This window comes from Mucilaginibacter gossypii, assembly GCF_017569325.2.
GTDB lineage: Bacteria > Bacteroidota > Bacteroidia > Sphingobacteriales > Sphingobacteriaceae > Mucilaginibacter > Mucilaginibacter gossypii.
The window spans coordinates 1,766,706-1,790,171 of record NZ_CP071878.2 but is presented as its reverse complement, the minus strand read 5'-3'; the positions used below and the strand labels follow the sequence as shown (position 1 = coordinate 1,790,171).

The 23,466-nt window shown below is 43.6% G+C and carries 19 protein-coding genes and 1 pseudogene; 8 read left to right on the top strand and 12 right to left on the bottom strand.

The features are described from left to right. The first annotated feature begins 49 nt into the window (after nucleotides 1-49). The 5 genes from J3L18_RS07540 (at nucleotide 50) to J3L18_RS07520 (ending at nucleotide 2,294) form a co-directional block, all read left to right on the top strand. Nucleotides 50-571, top strand: coding sequence for a class I SAM-dependent methyltransferase (locus J3L18_RS07540; RefSeq protein WP_208102481.1), 522 nt, complete (start codon nucleotides 50-52; stop codon nucleotides 569-571). 44 nt (nucleotides 572-615) lie between these two features. Then, nucleotides 616-1,209 carry a class I SAM-dependent methyltransferase gene (locus J3L18_RS07535; RefSeq protein WP_129570021.1) on the top strand — a complete coding sequence of 198 codons (594 nt, stop codon included), beginning with the start codon at nucleotides 616-618 and terminating at the stop codon, nucleotides 1,207-1,209. Between the two features lie 97 nt (nucleotides 1,210-1,306). Next, the gene (gene gcvH, locus J3L18_RS07530) at nucleotides 1,307-1,687 is read left to right on the top strand and encodes a glycine cleavage system protein GcvH (protein ID WP_129570020.1); all 381 of its coding nucleotides are present in this window, start codon (nucleotides 1,307-1,309) and stop codon (nucleotides 1,685-1,687) included. Nucleotides 1,688-1,787: 100 nt separating this feature from the next. Further along, complete coding sequence (locus tag J3L18_RS07525) at nucleotides 1,788-1,964, top strand: BF3379 family histone-like protein (RefSeq protein WP_129570019.1); 177 nt, start codon at nucleotides 1,788-1,790, stop codon at nucleotides 1,962-1,964. Between the two features lie 93 nt (nucleotides 1,965-2,057). Beyond that, a complete protein-coding gene (locus tag J3L18_RS07520; RefSeq protein WP_091164133.1) occupies nucleotides 2,058-2,294 on the top strand; it encodes a hypothetical protein in 237 nt (78 codons plus the stop codon). Nucleotides 2,295-2,302: 8 nt separating this feature from the next. Here J3L18_RS07520 and J3L18_RS07515 read toward each other — a convergent pair whose 3' ends face one another. Beyond that, nucleotides 2,303-4,015 carry a SulP family inorganic anion transporter gene (locus J3L18_RS07515; RefSeq protein WP_223266189.1) on the bottom strand — a complete coding sequence of 571 codons (1,713 nt, stop codon included), beginning with the start codon at nucleotides 4,013-4,015 and terminating at the stop codon, nucleotides 2,303-2,305. Then, on the bottom strand, nucleotides 4,015-4,440 hold the full coding sequence (locus tag J3L18_RS07510) for a DUF983 domain-containing protein (RefSeq protein WP_090526097.1): 426 nt from the start codon (nucleotides 4,438-4,440) through the stop codon (nucleotides 4,015-4,017). Before J3L18_RS07510 ends, J3L18_RS07515 begins: the two co-directional genes overlap by 1 nt. 177 nt (nucleotides 4,441-4,617) lie before the next feature. Here J3L18_RS07510 and J3L18_RS07505 point away from each other — a divergent pair, with 177 nt between their 5' ends. Continuing rightward, the gene (locus J3L18_RS07505) at nucleotides 4,618-5,337 is read left to right on the top strand and encodes a Crp/Fnr family transcriptional regulator (RefSeq protein ID WP_129570018.1); all 720 of its coding nucleotides are present in this window, start codon (nucleotides 4,618-4,620) and stop codon (nucleotides 5,335-5,337) included. A gap of 343 nt (nucleotides 5,338-5,680) precedes the next feature. Here J3L18_RS07505 and J3L18_RS07500 read toward each other — a convergent pair whose 3' ends face one another. From J3L18_RS07500 to J3L18_RS07460, 9 genes and pseudogenes are all read right to left on the bottom strand, one after another. Then, nucleotides 5,681-7,192: a SusD/RagB family nutrient-binding outer membrane lipoprotein gene (locus J3L18_RS07500; RefSeq protein ID WP_129570017.1), complete on the bottom strand. Its 1,512-nt coding sequence runs from the start codon at nucleotides 7,190-7,192 to the stop codon at nucleotides 5,681-5,683. Between the two features lie 12 nt (nucleotides 7,193-7,204). Continuing rightward, the gene (locus J3L18_RS07495; RefSeq protein ID WP_129570016.1) at nucleotides 7,205-10,363 is read right to left on the bottom strand and encodes a SusC/RagA family TonB-linked outer membrane protein; all 3,159 of its coding nucleotides are present in this window, start codon (nucleotides 10,361-10,363) and stop codon (nucleotides 7,205-7,207) included. A gap of 186 nt (nucleotides 10,364-10,549) precedes the next feature. Then, the gene (locus J3L18_RS07490; RefSeq protein ID WP_129570015.1) at nucleotides 10,550-11,866 is read right to left on the bottom strand and encodes a gluconate:H+ symporter; all 1,317 of its coding nucleotides are present in this window, start codon (nucleotides 11,864-11,866) and stop codon (nucleotides 10,550-10,552) included. Nucleotides 11,867-11,882: 16 nt separating this feature from the next. Beyond that, complete coding sequence (locus J3L18_RS07485) at nucleotides 11,883-13,598, bottom strand: IlvD/Edd family dehydratase (protein WP_129570014.1); 1,716 nt, start codon at nucleotides 13,596-13,598, stop codon at nucleotides 11,883-11,885. A 156-nt stretch (nucleotides 13,599-13,754) separates the two neighbouring features. Beyond that, on the bottom strand, nucleotides 13,755-14,471 hold the full coding sequence (locus tag J3L18_RS07480; protein WP_223266188.1) for a fumarylacetoacetate hydrolase family protein: 717 nt from the start codon (nucleotides 14,469-14,471) through the stop codon (nucleotides 13,755-13,757). 182 nt (nucleotides 14,472-14,653) lie between these two features. Then, nucleotides 14,654-15,412 carry an IS5 family transposase gene (locus tag J3L18_RS07475; protein WP_129571991.1) on the bottom strand — a complete coding sequence of 253 codons (759 nt, stop codon included), beginning with the start codon at nucleotides 15,410-15,412 and terminating at the stop codon, nucleotides 14,654-14,656. Between the two features lie 282 nt (nucleotides 15,413-15,694). Continuing rightward, a pseudogene (locus J3L18_RS07470) lies at nucleotides 15,695-16,621 on the bottom strand (bile acid:sodium symporter family protein). Between the two features lie 207 nt (nucleotides 16,622-16,828). Next, entirely contained in the window at nucleotides 16,829-18,112 is a 1,284-nt protein-coding gene (locus J3L18_RS07465) for a mandelate racemase/muconate lactonizing enzyme family protein (RefSeq protein ID WP_129570873.1), read from the bottom strand. Nucleotides 18,113-18,136: 24 nt separating this feature from the next. Then, on the bottom strand, nucleotides 18,137-19,090 hold the full coding sequence (locus tag J3L18_RS07460) for an RraA family protein (RefSeq protein WP_129570872.1): 954 nt from the start codon (nucleotides 19,088-19,090) through the stop codon (nucleotides 18,137-18,139). A 247-nt stretch (nucleotides 19,091-19,337) separates the two neighbouring features. Here J3L18_RS07460 and J3L18_RS07455 point away from each other — a divergent pair, with 247 nt between their 5' ends. Then, nucleotides 19,338-20,231, top strand: a complete 894-nt coding sequence (locus tag J3L18_RS07455; protein ID WP_129570871.1) for an AraC family transcriptional regulator — start codon at nucleotides 19,338-19,340, stop codon at nucleotides 20,229-20,231. Further along, nucleotides 20,228-21,754 (top strand): gluconokinase, encoded by a 1,527-nt coding sequence (locus J3L18_RS07450; protein ID WP_129570870.1) that lies wholly within the window; start codon nucleotides 20,228-20,230, stop codon nucleotides 21,752-21,754. Before J3L18_RS07455 ends, J3L18_RS07450 begins: the two co-directional genes overlap by 4 nt. Before the next feature lie 88 nt (nucleotides 21,755-21,842). On the opposite strand, the gene J3L18_RS07445 is transcribed toward J3L18_RS07450, so the two are convergent. After that, nucleotides 21,843-23,129 carry an alpha-L-fucosidase gene (locus J3L18_RS07445; protein ID WP_189549381.1) on the bottom strand — a complete coding sequence of 429 codons (1,287 nt, stop codon included), beginning with the start codon at nucleotides 23,127-23,129 and terminating at the stop codon, nucleotides 21,843-21,845. Nucleotides 23,130-23,466 lie beyond the last annotated feature (337 nt).

Here is a 23,466-nt window from a genome sequence, read left to right as displayed (position 1 = left end):
TTGTTTTTTCCGCAATGATGCGGAATTTGACTGGCTCTACCCGGAGCATTTGCAGTCGTTATCACAAAAACAATGGACGCCTATTGCCATCGCCAAAAAGGCCGCCGAATATTTAGCAGTAAAAGGCGCCAAAGTACTGGATGTTGGTAGCGGCATAGGAAAATTCTGCTTAACCGCGGCGCATTTTTATCCTGATTCTTTTTATTTCGGGGTTGAACAGCGGCATGAACTGGTGCATTACGCCCAAACCACACAAAGATACCTGGATATTAACAATGTCAGTTTCATACATGCCAATATCACTCAGGTTAACTTTCATCAATTTGACCATTTCTATTTCTATAATTCTTTCTTTGAAAATTTAGACCAGGAGAATGCTATTGATGATCATATAGAGACTTCCTACGGCCTCTACGCTTATTATTCACGGTATTTAAAATCGATGCTGAATGATAAACCGTCGGGAACCAGAGTAGTGACCTATCAGAGTTTCGGAGAAGTTATTCCGATAGATTACAGCATGAAAGATCTCGCTTACGATTCCTTACTTCAGCTATGGGTCAAAGATTAATTAGGATTTAACTTAAACACATAAATAACATACAGTTCCTTTTTATGTATAGTGATACAATAAGCATTTCTTATTTCCGCAAAGACGCGGCTTTCGATACTTTGTATCCGATACATATCCGGGAACTATCACAAATGCACTGGACAGGCCTGGACATTTCGCTCGAAGCCAGCAATTTCCTTGCAGCTCCGGGGGCCAGCATCCTCGATATTGGCAGCGGTGTTGGCAAATTTTGTATCGCATCGGGCGTTTATCATCCGGAGGCTACCTTTTACGGCATTGAGCAACGGGAAGAGTTGTTCAATTATGCAGAATCAGCCAAAGCGCAGATAGGAGTACCCAATGTGCAGTTTATGCATGGTAACCTTACTAACCTGGACTACGACCTGTTTGATCATTTTTACTTTTTCAATCCTTTTTATGAAAACATAGAACCAAGCATCCGGATCGATTATAGCGTCAATACCTCATTTGATCTGTACAATTACTATACTTTGTTCATTTACGAAATGCTGAACAAAAGACCGGCCGGCACCCGGTTGGTTACCTTCCATGCCCCGGAAAAACAGATTCCGATTAGTTATCGATTAGTGAACAATTCCTATAGCCGGGTGCTGAAAATGTGGATCAAGCAGTAAAGGCGGTGGTTAGTCTTGCCATAGAAAACATCAAAATCAGGCTGATAAACGCGGCAATATTTATTAAATAATTATTGAACGATAAAAAATAAAAATCATGAATTACCCCGAACATTTATTTTATACCAAAGACCATGAATGGATCAGCTTCGAGCAAGACCATGCATTGATCGGTATCACCGATTTTGCACAAAAGGAATTAGGTGATATCGTTTATGTTGATATCCCATGCCTGAACAAGATCATTGCTAAAGAGGCCATATTTGGCACAGTTGAAGCGGTAAAAACAGTATCAGATCTTTTTATGCCGGTAAATGGTAAAGTAATAGCGGTTAACCCTTTGCTTGAAACTAACCCCGAGCTGGTGAACCAGGACCCTTATGGATGCTGGATGATCAAAGTGCTGGTAAGCTTAGCAGACGACCGCGAGTCGCTGTTGACAGCAGAGCAATACCTGGCACAGATCGGAGGTAACTAATCCTCTGCGTTGATACCATTTTGACGGTATTAAGCCAAATATTTAACCTTACTGGCTAAAAAATAAAATCAAACACATCATTCATTTAACACAAAACACAATGGAAAAATTTAAAGCGGCAAAAGATTTGATAGATGCCATAGAGAAAGACATGTTCGGCTTTTACGAAAAAGGCAACAAAGCTGCAGGAACCAGGGTTAGAAATGCTATGCAGCAATTAAAAGTTATGGCAACAGATATCCGTAAAGAAATAACAGAAAAGAAAAACAATAAATAATAGTTTAAGAACTGTTTTGGGAAAATAAACCTGGTCAACTCTGGCCTGGTTTATTTTATCAATAACAGCCAGATAAATCATTCTTTTTAATATATGATCGGATTTCCCCTACGTGTCACTTATCAGCAGCAAGATTTTATTTATTATATCATCGCTGCCCCGAGTAAAAAGAACCATACCCTTGAAATTCTTTTAGATGCTAAAAGTTACACCTTTATTCTGAGTTTAAATAAACTATGGATCGAAAAAGACCCGGATAAAGATCGTCCTCTCGATCAGGGGTTGGTGCTGGCCATAAGCAGAGCGGTGACCTTGCGTTACCCTATTTAATAACAGGATTATAACAGATCAAAGCCTTTATTAACCTGCATAGGATTTTTTGAGTAGTCGGTGTCTGATAAAACTTCATCTGCCCGTTTTAATGCTTTTTCAAATGTGTCCCGGACATTCCCTTTCCCAATTTGAAATAATAAACGCGTCTTTTTTAATGCTCCTGTTACCTGTTCGCTGTTTGCTTCCGACAGGATAAGTTTAGTTCCTTTCTTTTTTATTTCCTGATGAACATCCCTTAATACCCTGATACCGGTTGCATCAATGACTGGTACATTCCTCATCCGGATAATCAATACCCGGGCGGGTTTTTCCAGCACTTTCATCGTGTCTTTAAATTTATAGGCCGCACCAAAGAACAAAGGCCCATTGATCTCAAAAACGTCAACCCCTTTGGGGATAACTGATTGATTAAATTCATCATCAGATAATTGATCCGGAGCCAAAATCGTTTGCTGTACCGAACTGGACTGCATCATTTTGCGCATAAAAAGGAAAGCAGCAAGAATTATCCCAATTTCAATAGCTACGGTCAGGTCTACTAAGATAGTGAGGCCGAAGGTGATCAACAAAACGGAAGCATCACTTTTTGAGCCTTTAAATACGTCTATAAAATTCTCCAGTTCGCTCATATTCCAAGCCACCACCACCAATATACCTGCAAGTGTTGCCATGGGGATCAACGCTGCCCATTGGCCTATAAAAAGCATAATAAGAAGTAAGGTAATGGCATGTATGATCCCCGCTACGGGTGTACTTCCGCCATTTTTAATATTGGTAGCCGTTCTTGCTATTGCCCCTGTGGCTGGAATGCCCCCTAACACCGATGAACAGATATTGGCCACTCCCTGTGCGATGAGCTCTGTATTGGACCGATGATTTCCGCCGGTCATGCCATCTGCCACAACCGCTGATAGTAAAGACTCAATACTGCACAGCAAAGCGATGGTAAAAGCAGGCCTGATCAACTGCCTGATGGTTTCCAGACTTACATCTGGCATGACCGGGTGCGGTAAAGCAGCAGTGATCACTCCAAAACGGCTGCCAATAGTCTCTACCGGAAGATGGAAGTACCGGACAACCAGTGTGCTTATAACAATTGCGATCAGCGAACCGGGAACTTTCCGGGTTACCCTGGGCCACAGCAAAACAACCAGTAAGGTAAAAACCCCGATAAACAAGGCATAAAGGTTCAACGAAGACAGGTGCCGGCTATAGTCGATCCATTTACTGATAAAATCAGCAGGGACATTTCCCATTTTCAACCCTAAAAAGTCTTTAACTTCTGAAGAAAAAATGATGACGGCGATCCCGGTAGTAAAACCAATGACCAGCGGATAGGGAATGTATTTAATAGTATTACCTAATTTAGCTACCCCCATAATGATCAAAATGATTCCGGCAATAAATGTGGCAATAACCAACCCGCTAACACCGAACTGCTGAACAATCCCATAAACCACAACGATAAACGCGCCTGTGGGTCCTCCTATCTGTACCTTGCTGCCTCCCAAAGCGGATATAATTACCCCCGCAATGATAGCCGTAAAAATTCCTTTTTCGGGGGACACGCCCGAAGCAATTGCAAAAGCTATGGCCAGGGGCAAAGCAACAACACCTACAATTATTCCGGCAACAACATCCTTATAAAATTGTGCAGGGGTGTAACCTTTAAGGGTGTCAATCAGCTTGGGCCTGAACAAATTCATCATCCTGTTCATTATTGAAACCATTTAAATTTATTCCCGTCCACCGGCATTTCAATATCAAGTTCGGGGTGATAATGTACCTTGGGAGATAACCAGTAAAGCAATATTACGCGGGAATACCTGAAATTCAAAGGTGCAAGCAAGAACAAACCACCGAGAATGGTACTGAGATATAACCATGGCGAATCGTTATTTTGGGTTATCAGGAAAGTGGCGGCCCATAAGATGCCTCCCTCTGCTACATTCATAGCGTAGCTGATATACATCGCCGCATAAAAATAGCCGGGCTCGATCTCGAAGATCATCTGACAATGCGGGCAATTCAGGTTGATCTTGTTGGAACCCAAACGGTATGTTGCTCCTTCGAACATATTACCCCTGCGGCAGCGCGGGCATTTTGCATGGAGCATTGCCCATGATTTTGATGTTCTTACCATTAATACAAAGCTATAATTACTAATACAGGCTTGATATGGTATGACATCAGCAAACAAACTGATATTTATCAGTTTTAGACTGCAAGCCCGCGCCTGTACATGCTGTACGGGTTTTACCCGTCATACCGGGCATACCAGCCAATAACATCGGCTGCATTAAATTCATATATTTGTAATATGAGTTTATCCGGAATTTTTCCAATTGATAAGTGGGAATTCACAACACAATCTGTTCTTAATACACTTTCCGAAGAAGATTATAACTTTTTAATCTCCCGGCAAGGCGCGCAGAAATATCAAAAAGGAGAAATCATCTTCAAGGAAGGCATTGTACCTTCCGGTATCTATTTTATTCACCAGGGAAAAATAAAAAAATATAAAGTTGACCGGAATGGCCGGGAGCAGATCATATATGTAGCTAATAAAGGCGAATTAATAGGGTATCACGCGATTTTGGCGGAAGAGCGTTGCCCTGATTCTGCGGCTGCGTTGGAAGACTGCCTGATCAGTTTTATCCCTAAAGAGGACTTTTTAACCATTCTGGACAGATCTCCGCTTTTTATGCGGCGCTTATTAAAATCATTGAGCCATGAATTTAGTGTATTGGCCAATAGTATTTCCGTGATCTCTCAGAGAACAGCATCTGAACGCCTCGCTATTTCCCTGATCATTTTGAGAGAAAAGTTTAAAGGGGACGGATTAGGTGAAAAAGATGTTATTCTCAATATCTCAAGAATGGACCTGGCCGGCATGGCAGGGATAGCGCAGGAAAATGTGATCCGCTTGTTAAAAGAATTTAAAGAGGAAGGCGTACTGGAAACCGACGGCCGGAAGATATGGATCAAAGACATTAAACGCTTAGTTAAAAAATCGAACTACGGATTTGGGAACCCGTAGTTACGCAGGCGCAATTGCATCAGCGAGGAATTATGACAATATCTTGTCAGTGTTCAATTTTTAAAAAACGGGTGTTCAATCAATTAAAATACAATTTCACAACTAATTGATTATCAATAATAATTTGTTCAAATTGAGATTTATTAGATTTTAACTCAACCTTAAGTAATTGATTATCAATGGTGATTTATTTTGAAAAAATATCAACTGTTCACACTTTTAAAAGTTGAACACTCGTGAGTAAACAGTTACTTCAGCAACCCGCAACGTTTTGTGGCCCGTTTAATGATACCCCGGCGCCAAATGCCACCGGGGTAGTGAAGTGTAGTTAGTCAGGGATAATTTATTTATCCCAAAACACAGGTGTATCCAGGTCATCCGCACCCATGCTGGCCACCGCCGCTCTGTAGTTATCGGCATTAATGGCCGCTTCTGTTTGCGGGTAGGTGTACCTGCGTACAAAGTTGCCTTTGATTTGCCTGCCGGGATATGTGTTTGGCGCTAATGCAGGGTACCCACTCCTCCTGAAATTAGCCCATGTTTCTGCGCCGTTTCCAAACGAAGTTATCCAATATTGTGTATTGATCAGTTTCAGGGCATTGGCATCAGAATATGCAATTGCCGGGTTATTTAAATAGGCGTTTTGTGCATCGCTACTGATGACAGCAGTAGCATCGTAGGTGGTAAATTGATCCATGGCCGCCTTTACACCGTTATTATAATAAGTACTTGCGGTACCTGCTATATATCCCCTGAAAGCGGCCTCAGCCAGTAATAGCTGCGTTTGAGCATACGTTACAAAGAATTGCGGCGCGGTTATTTTACCAAATACACTATAGTTCACCTGCGAATACTTAAAGCCAGAACCACTCACCCCGCGAAAGCCCGGTGCTGTTGGCAATGTACCGCTATCATAGCCTATCGGCAAACCAAACTGGTTGGCTGAAGCAGTATCAGGTGCGAGGGATAATGCTTTTCCGGGGTCGGCGTACATAGCCGATATGTACTTCAGCCTTGGATCACCCGTGGATTTTAATTGCGTTATAAAAGGCTCGGCCAAATAATAAGTATTGGTTAGCTGTTGAATTTGCTGGGTAACCAGGTTGGGGTACGTATTGTTATATTTCAGGTAACAGTTATCGGCGTTAGATTGCATTACCCCTCCGGTCACAGCTGCCTGAACAATAGTTTTTGCCTTGCCCGGGTCTAACTTAGAATAGCGCATCCCTATCCGAAGCAACAATGAATAGCCAAGCCGCTTCCATTGAGGAATATCTCCGCCAAAAAACACATCTCCCTTAACAAGATCCTTCGCAGGGTCTAACGCCGCGGTGGCTGTTGTCAATTCGTTTACCAAGTCGGCATAAATATCCTGTTGTTTATCGTATTTAGGCAAAAAAGCAGAATTGAGGTAAGCCTGGCCAGCCTGGCTATATGGCACATCGCCGTAAGTGTCAACCAGCATCATGTAATTATAGGCCCGCCATATCCTGGTTTCGTTATACAAGTTAGACCTGGAAGCGTTGCCTTTTAAATCCGGCAAAATGTGCTCAAGCAATTTTATAGTATTTGGATAAGCGTTATTCCACCGCATCACTGTATAGGTTTGATTTAATACGTTGAAGTTAAACGCAGAGGTAACCCCACCAAAAGGATCAATAAACTGCTGAACAACTGTTGGTTCAGTTTCCATTAATGCCGCGTACGTTAAAACTTCCGCGTTGGAAAACAAAAACACCGGGTCGAGACTGGTAGTGTTATTTGGATTAACGTTCAACTCTCTGAATCCTTTATCGCAACCTGTTACAGCAAACAGGCAGGCGGCCGACAATATGATCTTTATATATTTTTTCATGATCGTACTCTTTTAAAATTTGACGTTTAGGTTAAAACCATAAGTCCGCGTGGTAGGCAGCGAACTTTGCTCGTAACCGGTTAAAATATCACCACTTGATGAGATAGCCTCCGGATCGATATTAGGTGTGTATTTTTTAATGATAAGCACGTTGTGGCACACTGCAGAAAGCACAAGCCCTTTAATAAATTTGGTTTTCATCATTTTCGAAAAATCATAGCTAACTGAAAGGTTTCGCAACTTAATGAAGTCCGATTTATAAACGAAAGGATCCAGGATACCTTGTGAGCGATAATTGGCATAAAAGTCCTCGGCATTTACTGCTGTTGTGTTAGGTGTACCATCGGCATTCACCGCGTCAAACTTTACACCTCCTTCCCTACCCACCAGCGACTCTTTTGACAAACCTTCTCTCAGGAAATTCAGGTTAGAACTTGACAATATTTTACCACCTTTTTTATAATCGATATGCGCCATCAGGGTAAACCTTTTGTAAGTAAATGTATTTACCCAACCACCTGTAGCTTTAGGCAATGCGCTGCCAAAAAGTGCAGGAGATGTACTTGCCACTGGTTTACCGCCTGATACGATGATCTTGCCATTGGAATCTCTGCGATAGGTTGAACCCTGGATCTGGTTTAACGGAAGACCAACCTGGTCAACAATGGAGCCGAAAAACTCCCCTGCACCCAGTGTCAATTGTTTTTGACCATTTGCCAGCGCCAAAACTTTAGAGGTATTTATAGCTGTATTAAATGCTGAACGCCAGCTAAAATTTGGTTTCCTGATAGGTACTAACTCCAGCAAAAACTCCATACCACGGTTTTGCAGCTCGCCAAGGTTTACAATGGTACCGGTATAGCCCGATGCGTTGGAGATGGCAACGCTTAAGATTTGGTTAGTGGTATGCTTATCGTATGCGGCAATATCCAGGTTTACACGACTGCTGAACATACGCAGTTCAAGCCCAATTTCTTTTTCTTTTACGCTGTATGGCTTAATTGCCTGGTTTGGCGTAGTAACATTGCTGATACTCCCAAGCGGGACACCGTTGAACGCATTTTGTGAAAGCGTAAAGGTAAGTGAATTGCTGTAAGGGTTGATACCGTTGGCACTGCCCACGTTAGCGTAGGTCGCCCTGATTTTTCCGAAAGTTAGCCATGAGGGCGGGTTCTTTAAAAACTCCGAAAAAACAAAACTGCCGCTTACTGATGGATAAAAATAATGGTTATGTTCGGGGCTTAGCACCGAGAACCAGTCGTTACGGCCGGTAACATTTAAAAACAAATAAGATTTATATCCAAACTCCGCGGTACCATAAAGCGAGTTTACTGTTGATTTGGAAACTGCAAAGGCAGAGGTATTGGTTACGCCGTTGCCAAGGGTATAAAAATCCCTGACGTAGAAATTTGTAGCGGTAACAGTATATCCTTGTGATGAGGATGGGAATGTATTTCCTCCTACCGTGGCATCAAAAGAAAAAGGGCCCCATTTGTGGCCACCGCCTAATAAGAAGTCGGCGTTAAGCGCACGGTAGGTATTATCATTTGAGTTATAACTACCATTATAAAGGCCAACGGGTGCAGCCGCGTTTGCTAAAGTACCTGTTGGCGAATTTTGTTCGTAGTAAGATGGACTATATTCCATATTTACGCGGCCCTGCAAATAAAGCCAGTCAAAAAATTGGTATCGCAGGGTCGCAGTACCTAAAAGATGATCTTTAGTTTGCTTTGTAAATTGCTTTTGCATAATCCAATACGGATTGGTAAGCGTGGTGAAACGAGATGTAGGCGTTTCGTTGCCGTTGGCATCAATGGCGGCGGCTTTTAATACATCCAAACTAACCGAGTTACTATAACGGTACATGTAATTAGTGACCGATGAGCCCTGAATACCAATTACCGGAGGGTTATTATTATTCTCGTGGTCGTAATTCACATAAATTTGGGCAGACAACTTGGGGGTAAAATTGTAGTTTAACCCAAGATTGAATATCTTTTTGTGATAATCATTATTCGGTATTATGCCTTGTGCATCCTGATTTGAATAAGAAAACCTGAAGCTCCCTTTATCATTACCGCCCGAAAACGCAATAGTATTAGTCCATGCATTGGCCAGTCTGAAAAATTTGCTGATCCGGTTTCTTTCTGGTGCATAAGGGCGTTGTACTCCATCAAACTGGTAGGTAGGTGCATTATCAAATTTTTCACCGAAACTCCACGCACCGGAACTTTGGGCCTGGCCCTGTGTTTTAGGGCGTACATTGTTTTCGCCCTGTCCGTACTCATACTGAAAATCGGTAAAATCAAGAGCTTGATTTTGAGTAAAGTTGGAGGTAAACTCAATACCTATCCCGCCGTTTTTATTACCGCTTTTGGTAGTGATGATCAACGCGCCGTTACTTGCCCTTGAACCGTAAAGCGCCGCGGCTGTAGCTCCTTTTAATACAGTCATCGACTCAATATCATCCGGGTTTATCTGCTGCATATTATCGCCCAAATCCACCGACTGGGTATAACCGTTGGTGCTTGACGGGCTTTGTGATAAAGGAAGGCCGTTTAATACGATCAGCGGCGCATTATCTCCCTGGAATGCAGATTGCCCGCGCAGCCTGATCTTAGTGCTACCTCCCGGGCCACTTGCCGGAGGAGATATGTCTAAACCGGCAACTTTTCCCTCAAGAGAATTAACAAAGTTTGTTGAACGGTTGGTTGTTATTTCACCAACGCGTATGTTTTCTGCCGCATATCCCAATTTTTTAGACTCGCGCTTTATACCTAGCGCTGTTACTACAATCTCGCTGATAGCAGTTGATTTTGGCTCAAGCGTTACATTCAGCGTAGTGCGCCCGTTAAGGGGCTCGGTTTTTGGATTGTAGCCTACGTAGCTGAATAACAATACCGCGTTATCGGCAGATACCTGGAGTTTGTAATTACCGTTTGCGTCGGTCAAAACGCCGTTTTTTGTTCCTTTTTCGCTTACGCTAACGCCGATAAGCGGGCCGCCTTTTTCGTCGGTCACTTTACCGGTAACTATTTGTACCCCCACTTCGGGGCTGGTTCGGGCTGCGACGGCGCTTTCCGCCTGCACATTCCCTGCAATTATAAGTGTAAAAACAACACTTATTGCAATGGACAGCATCATTCCTGATACTTTGATTTCTTTTTCCATAATTTTAGGGTTAATTCAAATTGGCAAATCTTACTTTAACTTCTTTCTCAAAATTGGTAATTGCGAAAGAGCTGCTCGGAGCGGTAACTTTAAAAGCCGCTTTTAGTTTTAGTATCACTTTTTCTTCATGTTATGCAGGGTTTTGGTTTAAAATTGGTTTATAGTACGTGTACTGGTATAATCTATTTATAGTAAACAGTCTAACAACAAGACGCCGGCAAGCCCTATTACAGCTACCAGGCTTTCCATTACCGTCCATGAGCGAAGTGTTTCCTTTACTGATAACCCGAAATATTCTTTGCATAGCCAAAAAGCGGTATCGTTTACGTGCGAGCCAAACAAGCTGCCCGCTCCGATAGCCAACACCAGTAAATTGGTATTTACGCCCGCATGATGAGCTATAGGGAACAACACGCCTGCGGCAGTTACACCAGCCACAGTGGCCGAGCCGAGGCAAATTCGTAAACAAGCCGTTGCCAGCCACGCCAACAACAAGGGATGCATGGTGCTGCTGACCAGCATACCAGCAAGGGTATTACTTAAGTGGCTATCTGTAAAGACCTGCTTCAGTGCACCCGCACTGCCAATAATGAGTAATACCATGGCTATATCTTTTACCGCACCCATATAACCATCCATTATTTTTGCTAATGACCTGCCTCTACGCAAACCAAGCGTATACGTACTTACAGTTACGGTGACCAGCATCGCAATAATTGGTTCGGCGAGCCATTCAGATAAACTCTTTATCAAAGGATTATCCCTAAAAAGCACAGGCAGCAAATGGGCCAGGCAAATCAATACTACAGGTAAAAGAGATGACAGTATGCTGTTAACAATACCCGGTAGTTCATGAACAGGCAAGGCGGCCGAACTATGGGTAAATTGCAAGCCATTAGGTCCTATCTTTTTGAGGGTAGCCGAGAACATCGGTCCCGCAATTATTATAGCAGGAATAGCAATGATCAGCCCATAGCCAAATGTTTTTACTACATCCGCATGAAAAACGCTGATGAGTGTCATTGGCGAAGGATGAGGCGGTAAAAAGCCGTGCATTACCGATAGCGCCGTGAGCATAGGCATACCTGCATACAACAGCGGCAAACGATAACTGGAAGCAACCGAAAAAATGATAGGCACCAAGAGTATAAACCCGACATTATAATACAAAGGGATGCCCACAATAAAGCCTGTAAGGGCCATAGCATAGCTTACATATTTAGCACCAAATAAGTCGTGCATAAAATGTGCTATGCGCTGGGCGGCGCCGCTTTCAGCAACCAATTTACCCAGCATGACACCCAATACTATAATAATTGCTACCGACCCTAAAGTGTCGCCGAGCCCTTTATTTACCGACGCGATAACCGCTGTAAATGGCATGCCGAAAAAGCAGCCCGCCAACAGTGCTACAATAATAAAGGCAAGAAATGCATTCACTTTTGCCCATGTTATCAGCACTACTAGCAATAAAATACAAAAAATCAGTATTAATATTGTCATTTACAATCAGGTTAATTTAATGCGAATCGCGGGTCACAACAGATCCTGAATTCCCAACCAGGAAATCCAGATCGGCTCCTTTATCAGCTTGCTGCACATGGCGCTGGTACATAGACACGTACCCCCTATCGGTATGATAAGCAGGTTTTTGCCATAACAATCGCCGTCTTTGCAGTTCAACTTCATCTACAAGCAGCTCTATTTTTTTGGCCGGTACGTCAAGGCATATCAGGTCCCCGTTTTCAACAAGTGCCAGGTTGCCGCCGATGGCAGACTCCGGTGAAACATGAAGTACAACTGTGCCGTATGCGGTGCCGCTCATCCTTCCGTCAGAGATCCTTACCATATCTGTAATACCTTTATCCAGCAGTTTTTTTGGCAGCACCATATTGCCAACTTCAGGCATACCGGGATAACCCACCGGGCCAACATTTTTAAGCACCATCACACAGGTTTCGTCGATATCAAGTTGCGGGTCGTCAACCCTTGCGTGATAGTCTTCAATAGTTTCAAAAACCACTGCCCTGCCAGTATGCTGCATCAGCGATGGCGTTGCCGCCGAAGGTTTAATAACCGCACCATTAACAGCGAGGTTCCCTTTTAAAACGGCTATACCGGCCTCAGGGATAATGGGACTATTATATGCTGCAATAACTTCGTTATTATAGCATATCCCTTCATCTTTTATGTTGTCCGCGTGCGATTTACCCGTTACGGTTATCGCATCCATATCCAACTCATTACTTAGCTCTTTCAATATCACCGGCAGGCCGCCTGCGTAGTAAAAATCTTCCATCAGGTATTTACCAGACGGCATCAGGTTGAGCAATAAGGGTATTTTACTGCCCAGCTTGTCAAAATCGTCCAGGCATAAGTCTACCCCAATACGCCCGGCAATTGCCGTAAGATGTATAATGAAATTGGTTGACCCTCCAATTGCCGCATTTACTTTAATGGCGTTTTCGAAAGCAGCACGTGTAAGTATTTTTGATATTGTTAACCCTTCTTTTACCATTTTAACGATACGCCTGCCTGATAGCTGAGCAAGTACTTTTTTCCTTGAATCAACCGCCGGGGTGGCCGCGGCCTGTGAAAGGCACATGCCAAGCGACTCTACCATACAAGCCATAGTTGAAGCAGTGCCCATTGTCATACAATGGCCTGCACTTCTCGACATGCAGCTTTCGGCCGCAAGGTATTCGTCGTTGGTTATTTTACCGGTTTTAAGGTCATCGGTCAGTTTCCACACGGCGGTGCCCGATCCGATATCAGTACCGCGATATTTACCGTTCAGCATAGGCCCACCCGGAACCACGATAGTGGGCAGGCCTACACTGGCCGCTCCCATCATGGTAGATGGTGTAGTTTTATCGCAGCCGGTTAGCAGCACCACTCCATCTATCGGGTTGCCCCGGATTGACTCTTCTGCATCCATACTGGCCAGGTTGCGGAAAAGCATAGCTGTAGGTTTAAGCAAAGTTTCGCCCAAACTCATGATAGGAAATTCCACCGGGAAACCGCCGGCTTCATACACCCCGCGTTTAACAGCTTCGGCCAGGTCTCGCAAATGTGCATTGCAAGGAGTTAGCTCCGACCATGTATTGCAGATCCCGATAACCGGTCTTCCGTCGAAAAGGTCTGTCGGCATACCCTGGTTTTTCATCCAGCTCCTGTATAAGAACCCCATTTTACCTGTTTTTCCAAACCAATCGGCACTTCTGAACTGTGACATTTTATTTTCTTTTATAATTTTAATTGATATCGTTGCCCTGGTGCAATTATTTGCCTACCTGGTTTGTAAGTGTTCCTATATTACTTATTGTAATACTTATCACGTCGCCATAGTTAAGTGTGAAAGAATCCGGCGGCACTATACCGGTACCAGTCATTAAGCAGGGAAAGACATCTCCATAAACAGGTAATCGGCAAGCTCCTGGTGTGTACGCTTCATCCTGCTGATCAATATAGCGTCAGTAAACACCTGATCGTCACCCCTACTTATTTCAATTTGAATTTCGGTATCCGGCGAAATAGGTGTACCGGGTACATAAAGACACGGGCCAACGGCCGCTGCGCCGTCGTACGATTTAGCCTGAGGAAGGTATAAGGGGTTTTCTCCTTCGATATCCCTTGAGGACATATCATTGCCAATCATATAACCCTCAATAGTACCTGCACTGCAGATGAACAGCACTAATTCTGGCTCAGGAACGTTCCATTTCGAATCTTTACGGATGCGAACAGAACCGCCGGGGCCAACCGCACGAGGTGCCGAAGATTTGAAAAAGATCTCGGGGCGTTCGGCGCTGTAAACCCTTGCATAGAAATCGCCGCCACCGGCATCTTTAGATTCTTCCATCCGGGCATCCATGCTGCGCAGATAAGTGACACCCGACGCCCATATCTCCTGATTGGCAATAGGTGCGCTTATGTTTTCCAGATCATGGGCCAGTAACGGGTTGGCTGTAATATTTTGAAGATCTCTTAAAACCTCACTGTGCAACGTTTTACGGTTTATAAAACTGTCCCAGTTCCAATCCGGTGAACTGTAAAGCAGGCTGTTATGTTTTACAATAACTTTGTTAGTGGTTTTAAATATATGCATAGCTATTTTGTACTACCTGCATTTGTGCGGTAGTTACTCGTTTATTAAAAATGTAACAAATAGGTTACTTGGTTATGTACAAAGAATGCTAAAGCAAATCGCTTAAGCTTCCAAAAAAACACAGCGTTGATTTTTGCACAAAAAAAATTAGCAGAAAAACCCAGCGCCATCTTAGAAGCTGTTTAAAAACGGTTCAACATAATTCTTATGGCAGATAAATGAACGATGGCAGTACTTGTATTGTTAAAACGCTCATAATTCTTAGCGGCTCTTCTGTTAGTATCGATCCATGCAAATGTCCGTTCTACGATCCAGCGCTTTGGTAATACTTTAAAGATGTGTAATTCGCTTCTTTTTATTACCTCAAAAGCTATTTTGAATTTGTTTTTCACTTTATCGATTAGCGCGCCCCGGTAACCATTATCGGCAAATATTTTAATGATATTGTTCCATGTTTCAAATAGCTTAGCGATTACATCCATCGCTCCGTCCCTATCCTGAACCGAAGCACTTTGAATAACCACAGCAAGCACCATCCCAAGCGTATCAACAATAATGTGACGTTTGATCCCTTTTATTCTTTTTCCTGCGTCAAAACCCCTGCTTTCGCTGCTTACAAGTGTTGATTTGATAGATTGAGCATCAATTATACCAACCGTTGGTTGCTCGGTTTTCCCTTGCTTTAACCTCGTTTGCTGAACGAGGCTCTCCTGAATTACTTCAAAGATCTCCTGATTTTTCCATGTGTTAAAATAGTAATAAACCAGTTGCCAGGGTGCAAAATCCTTTGGTAGCATACGCCATTGACAGCCCGTTTTTACCAGGTAAAGAATACCATTTATGATTTCTCTCAGTTCATAACGACGGGTACGTTGTGTATCAAAGTATTTTGATATAAATTGCCATTGGCTATCGCTTAAGTTGCTTGGGTAATTTGTCATTCTAATTGGGTTTGTGGTTATTCACAATTAGTATTTATTCAAGCTATCAGCGATGGCCTTTTTATCAACTTTTCAACACATAACATTTTCTTTCACCCGTTTTTAAACAGCTTCTAAGAGGCTGTTTAAAAACGATGATTTCCAAATGTAGAGACGCATCACATGCGTCTCCCGCATGCAATTTACGCTTGCTCGCTTATTGAACATGGCTTGTCCTACGGGAGACGCATGTGGTGCGTCTCTACAAAAAAACATTCATTTCATTCGTTTTTAAACAGCTTCTCAGTTCTCAGCAGGATTTTGCAAAGTAGCCTTGTGTGCGTAACCAGGCTTTCTTTTGTGCCAGTAAGAAGCCAGCAAAGAACCTGTAATATTCATGAAGGTTGAAAAGATAACCGGCGCCAGGCCCAGCGTAGCAATTTTGCCCATCCCTTTGGCAAGCCCGGCGGCCATCCCCCCGTTTTGCATCCCTACTTCTATAGCGATGGTGCGACAGTCACGTTCTTCCATTCCAAATGCCTTTGCCGACCAAAAGCCAAGTAAATAGCCGCCAATATTATGCAGTAACACCAAAAAGGCCAGCAGCAGGCCAACTTTTAGCAGGCTTTCTCTTCCGGCAGCTGTTATAATAATAATGATACAGATAATGCCTCCCATTGATATGACGGGCATTATCCTTTTTAGCCAACTGCTGCGTTTTTTGGCTATCGATGAAAACAGCACACCCAAAGCAATAGGTATCATGACCATTTTAAAAATATCCACCACCATTAACCAGGGGTCTATTTTAATAAGCGGACCGGCAAGTAAATTCATTAAAAATGGTGTCAATACCGGCGATAGCATGGTGGAAATGCTGGTTATAGTAACCGATAGCGCCAGGTTTGCCCTGGCCAGGTAGGATACCACATTAGATGCCATGCCGTTAGGACAGCAACCAATTAGTATAATACCAGCTGCTATCTCGGCAGGCATTCCGGTTAATTTTACGCTGAGGGTTGCAATACTGAAGCCAAGTTAGGGCATTATAATAAAATGGCTCACCACCCCTATGATGATTCCCCCGGGCGATTTTAATACGCCGAGAAAATCCTGGTAATGCATGGAAGTGCCCATACCAAACATGATGAGCTGTATTAGCGGGATAATAAGCGTAGCATATTTAAAATTGCCATAACTGATAAAAAACTCAGGATAATAAAGCGCCATGGCGGCAGCTCCGAAAATCAGTACCGTATATGCAAAACTTTTGGTTTTTGGGGAGGAACAAAGGCTTATGGCAAGCAGTACAAAAAATGTAAGTACATAAGGCCCGGTGTGCTCCAAACCTTTAGAAAGCATGATTAATACCGCAACCAATGCAGCGATGGTTAACGCGATGGTAACTTTGTAAAAAAATTTCATACCCGGCATTGATCAAGCAAAGAAAGGGACTCCGGGCATCGCGTACTTCTTCAACCCTTCCTCGTTGATCTCAACGCCCACTCCGGGCTTATCAGATAACACCAGGAAACCTTTCTCAATAAAGGGTTTATCATAGTGCACTATTTCCTTCCATTTTGGCTCGGTATCGCTCAACGTTTGCCATTCCAGGATATGAAAATTGGGTACCGAGGCACAAACATGCGCGGTTGCCATCGCACCGAGAAAGGAGCCTACCATATGCGGCGAAAAAGGCACATAATATAAATTGGCAAGGTTGGCTATCCGTTGTCCTTCACCCAGCCCGCCGCATTTCTGAAGATCGGGCATTACAATATCAATTCCGGCTTCCGAAAGCAGCCTGGTATAACCATAGGCCAGGTAAAAATTTTCCCCGGCACAAATTGGTGTGCTTGTTTCCTGAGTTATTGTTTTATACACATCAATATTATCTGCAGGTACTGGTTCTTCCAGCCACATTAAATTAAGAGGTTCCATCATTTTTGCAACCCTGCGGCCAGTTGTAGCATCGTAACGGCCATGCATATCTACGCAGATATCAATATTGGGCCCTACTTCTTTCCGCACGGCGGCTATGGCATTATACATCCTGTCGAGCTCGGCATTACTGGCAGTCCAGTTATAACGGTCAAATTTATTGGGGTCACGGGCATCATCAATATCAAATTTCACGGCAGTATATCCGCGATTAACCGCTCCGCGGGCAGCCTTTGCATAATCATCAGGCACCGGGTTTGTAGCTGTGTATAATTCCGTATCACAGTAAACACGGCATTTATCGCGGTATTTGCCGCCTAACAACTGGTAAACCGGCAAGCCCAAAGCTTTGCCTGTAAGGTCCCAAAGGGCTGCCTCAACCGCGGTAAGCACCGCCACAAACATGCCGGATTGTGCACCGGAAAAAAAGTTTGCTTTCCTGATCTCCTCCGCTATCCGGTTTGGATTTAAGGGGCTGCGGCCTTTCAACATCCATTCCAGCCGTTTAACCAGGTAATATGTTCCCGCTATGGCATCAACACCTTCGCCCGAGCCCCAGATACCCTGGTTGGTGTATATTTTTACAAAAAGCCCCCCGCCCGCGTAGGCGCACTTAACTTCTGTAATTTTAAGGTCGGATGGAGACGATGCCTGCGGGGTACGCTCTTTGGCGTCTATCAGCCCTTGCCCAAATGTTTTATTTAATGGTGCTGCCAGTACGGAGGCACCGGCTAATACAGTTTTTGAAAGAAAACTGCGCCTGTTTTGATAGTTTGACATATTTTGTATTTAGGATAGATTTATTTACCAGGTCCGGTTTTTCAGGATATTTTGGATCTGCTCTTTGGGTACCGGCAATTCGTTAATATGCTCGTTAAGCCACGCTGAAAAATCTTTTTCGATATCTGCGCTCCAGCGCGCGTCTATTTGCCCGGCTGTGTATTTACCTTCTTTTAACCGCAGGTGGCCAAACATATCCCTTAACCTAACCACTTCAGAAGTGGTTACCACTTTCTCGGCCAGGTGCGGCGGGATAAATATCACTATGCCATTCTCGCCCAAAACCACATCTCCGGGCATCACAGTGGCCTGCTTGATCCTGGTGGGTTGATTGATGCCAACAATCATGGTGTTCAGGTCGCCGGGCGGGTTATGGTACGATGGATCATAACTTTCTACAAAGGAGGTAAAGCCGCCAATCTCTTTTAATCCCCGCAAATCCCTCACCGCACCATTATAAACTATACCGTTACCGGTTTTCGCGTAGATGGCATTGCCCACATTGTCGCCAATAGTAGGTCCGTTTTTGTGGGCGCCAAACTGATCGGCAACATATACATCTCCTTTTACCAGCAAGTCTACAGGCCAGGTGTTTTGCCCTTTTTTGCCCTGAGCTTTGCCCCTGTCATCAATCGCCTTCCATACATCGGGGCGGGCGGGCATGAAAACAGCAGTTACTGCGCGGCCAACCAAAACGCTATCCGGGTTTATTACCAGCCAGTTTTCGGTTAACTGGTAGCCGTAGCCTGCGTTTTTTAAAACGGCCCAGGCTTCTTCAATACTCACCTGCTTCATCCGAGCCAAAATTGCATCCGGCACCCTGGGGCGGCCATCGGCAAAGCGCTCACCTTTCCACTCCGGAGTAAGGAATATCAACTCATCCCTGGAAATTTGCTGCGCGAAGGCGTTATGAAAAAACAAACAGCATTGCAGCAATACAATACCCGCAATACGGCAAAGAAGAAAACATTTTCTCATCGTAATAAATTTAAAACGCACACTATTAAGGGGAATAGCGTCTTTGGTTTTGGTTGTAACTGGTTATAATACTTACAAAGTATCATAATATTTAACCCGGAAAATACCATTAAAAAACAGCGTTGGTTTTTATACAAATTTTAGTTTTGTAATGTGTAAACTTGCTTTCAATGGGTGCACACTATTGGATGCCCGATAACCGTTGCAGTACAGAGGTGGCAGCAACGTATACCAATTATTATACTGAATGAATCAATTGATACTTCAGCAGGGCATATCTCAAGAACTTATGCATTTTCCGCATATTCTGGAGTTTACCCACAAAAAGAACAATACTATCCAACTCAACTCCTTTAACAGTAACGTTACAGACTGTATTTGCATGTATTATATTTTAGAGGGAAAATTCGGTTGGATGATTGATTTACAACAACATACCTTATATCCTGGCGATTTTGCCGTTGTATTGCCCGGGCAACGCATTGGCGGCGAAAACGGAATATTAAATATCGGCGCTCTGTTTGGGTTAAAGATCTCTGCCGAAGATTGCGGGAAGATTTTGCTGGGCAAATGGAGCGGTCTTACTAAAAAAGAAAAACTATCCATCAATCAGATTTTGCTCGTAAATAAGCAACAGCTTGTTTTGAAACTGAAAGAAGCGCAGGTTTTAATGCATAATTTACAACTTGAATTACAAAATGAGGAAGTAGGCTTTTACACACGTGTAAACCAGCTACTTGACGAGCTTTTTGTGTTGGTGAGCAGGCAATTGATCAGGCAAAACAATTCCAGAAGAGACTTCCCTCAAACATTCCTGAAGCTGGAGCAAACGTTGCGGCAAAATCTTGCCCATCAATGGACGGTGGAAGAAATGGCTGCGCTAATAGGTATGGGAACTACAGCTTTTACCGAAAAAGTAAAAAACTATTCCGGCTTTTCACCTCTGAATTATTTGATCAATATCAGGATAACTGAAGCTACCAAACTGCTTAAAAAAAACGAGGTAAATGTCACCGACATAGCACTGAGTACCGGCTTTTATTCGTCTCAGCATTTCTCTACAACTTTTAAAAAACTTACCGGGTACACCCCAAGCGAGTTCAAAAAAAATAAAACACCAGCTTATCAGCATACATTATGAATTGTATCATCATTATAGAAATGGGCACGGCCGCTGTACGGGTCTTCGCCTTTGATCTTTCCGGTAATTTAATCAGTTCGTCGAAGGGGCATTATCCCACCTTTCATGAACAACCCGACCATAGCGAACAAGACCCTGAGCAGATGTTTATTACAATGCTTTATATTTTGAAAAATCTTCTTAATGAAAAGATCTACCCTAAAAAATATACCGTAACCTGTATCTGCTTTGGCTCATCTATGCACAGTTTACTGGCAGTGGATAAGGATGGCATACCATTAGGCAACGCCATTACCTGGGCGGATAACCGGGGCAAAAAAGAGGCGGCCGAGCTTAAACAAAGCAGCCTGGGTGAGGAGATTTACAAAGCCACCGGAACACCCATTCACCCGATGTCGTCACTAATAAAAATTGCATGGATGAAAAATCACGACCCTGAAAAGTTCAGGCTGGCGAAGAAATTTATGCCTATAAAAACCTATATCATTCAGCAACTGACCGGCGCATGTGTGATAGACTACAGCATAGCCTCAGCAACCGGGTTAATGAACATCCACAATTTAACCTGGGACCGGGCAGCACTTGAGTTTGCAGGAATCACGCCGGAGGAGCTCCCAGACCTGCATCCGGTTTTTTACTCGGGAGTAACTTTAAAAAAAGAATACCAAAGGGTTTTGAAACTGTCACCAACGGTTAAAATCCTGATCGGATCAAGCGACGGATGCCTGGCCACCCTAGGTGCCGGCGTGTGGGAAAACAGTATGGCAACGATTACCATTGAAGATAGCGGCGCATTCCGGATCATTGGCGATAAAATAATAGAAGATCCCAAACAACAGATTTTCAATTATCTGCTTACTGAAAAACATATTATCACCGGCGGTCCAACAAGTAATGGAGGTGTGATATTCAATTGGTTTGCTAAACAATTCGGTGATTTTACAGAAGCTTTTGATATCGACCAATCGATGGAAATGTTAATAGAGGAAGCCGCCGGTGTTGAAGTGGGGTCTGGTGGATTGATCTTTCTTCCCTTCCTGCATGGCGAACGAGCGCCTATCTGGAACCCAAATTCCAGAGGGTGCTATTTCGGTGTTAATATCAGGCACGAGCGTAAACATTTTATACGGGCTACCATAGAGGGTATTTTATATGAAATGTACAGTATTGGCCGTACCCTTGAGCCACATCGGCATATTGAAACTCTGTCTATCAACGGCAGCTTTGCATCTATACCGTTTTGCGCTCAAATCATTGCAGATCTGTTCAACAAGCCGGTGAGCACAATTAGCCATGCCGACAGCATCGGCAAGGGAGCATTCCTTCTAAGCGCTACCGAGATGGGCATTTATCCCTCTTTAGAAGAAGCCTCCAAAACGGTAACCATGCATCAGACCTATCTGCCAAACGCCGAAAATCATCAGGTCTACGCACAATATTTTAAAGTATTCGAAAGCCTGATAACAAAAGTCGCTGATGAATTTGACGCTATTTCTGATTTGCAACAACGGTATAGTCAATAAATTAACAGGGTGGCCGGGGCCGCGCTGGGATTGACACAGTTTATTTTACAGCCCCGGTTTTAGCTCAACTTTAGGATATTTGAAACAGTTAGTTACCTTTTGTTTTTAACTCCAAAGTGGTTACCAGTGAATCGAGTTTTACTGTGGCTAAGTCAAGACTGATACCCGTTGAATCTTGATCAAATTTAACTTTTTTACCATGCAGTACCCTGCAATGTGTAATAGTTTGTTTAACAGGCGGTAATTTTATGTTAGTATCTCCCGCCGGCATTTTCAGCACGTGGATATATATTTTATCTCCCCTGCTTGTGGCCCCGTAAAAATCATCAACAGGTTGAAAAGGTCCCGGACGCGTTTGATATATGCTCTCGCCATTTTTTGCTAACCACTGCCCCACTTCTCTCAGGCGATCCACATGAGCTGGGGGAATAACACCGTCCGGATCCGGCCCAACATTTAATAACATATTTCCACCGCGGTCAACGGTATTAACAAGCATGTTTACGATCTTTTTCAGCGGCATCAATCGCTGTGCTTTATTGTATCCCCAACTGGTTTCGTTAAGGTTCAAGCATTTTTCCCATGGGAAGGGAATAATAGGCCCTTTAACATCCGCGCCACCTTCGTCGGTCTGGAAATCTCCCACCATCCCTGATCTTGGATTAATGACCACATCCGGGTTGTAGCTACGTACAATAGCATTCAGTTTTAACGGCTCCCAAAACCAGGCTGCGTCGGCATCTGTACCTTTATGCGCCAGCCAGCCGCCATCGTACCACAAAATATCTATTTTGCCGTAATTTTTCATTAGCTCTTCTACCTGCCCATATGTTTGTTTTTTGAGCAAGGCAGCATTGTCGGGAAGCCCCTTATGGTCGAAATAACCAGGAAAACGCCAATCCAGAGGAGAATAATAAATGCCTACATAGAGGCCAGCTTTACGGCACGCATCAGTATACTCCTTTACAAAATCACGGTGAGCGGCAGTTTCCCAACTATCAAAATGCCGGTAACTTGAGGGGCTGTTCCAAAGGGCAAAGCCATCATGATGGCGGCTAACCATTACCATATATTTCATACCTGCCTCCTTGGCTACCTTAGCCCATTCTGTGGCGCTAAAATGTTTTGGGTTAAACTGATCGGCTAACCTGGCATATTCCTCTGCCGGTATCTTTTGATTGAACATGGTCCATTCACCCGTGGCTGGAATTGCATATAAGCCCCAATGTATGAACATCCCAAATTTCTGATCCTCCCACCATTGCATCTTTTCGGCCGGAAGATTAGAACCCGGGCCCGATACACCCTGCCCTGCACCCTTTAATGCGGGGTACACCTTACCTTTTTCCATTGATTTTCTTTCTGCGTCGCTCATTTGCTGGCTCTTTACCATAAAAGAATGGCTCAATAGTGTTAGCAGCAAACAAGCTGCCTTGATCGTGGTCTTTCGGTTAAACATAATTAGGGTTTTCAAACAGTAACAATTCAGGCAAATAGCGATGGTTTAAACCTTTTGTATTATAATAAACCCAACGTTTTTCAGGGCGGTTTAATAATTAAGGTATACGCCACGCTAAATTAATTAAAGCCAGCGATGCAGAATTACCTAAACCAGACTTTATTTTATACAAAAACGACCTCCGGCCGGTGCCCCCCGGCTCTGCAAAACTCATCAACTCTTATATGTGAGCATTTTCGCCCGGCTGCAAATC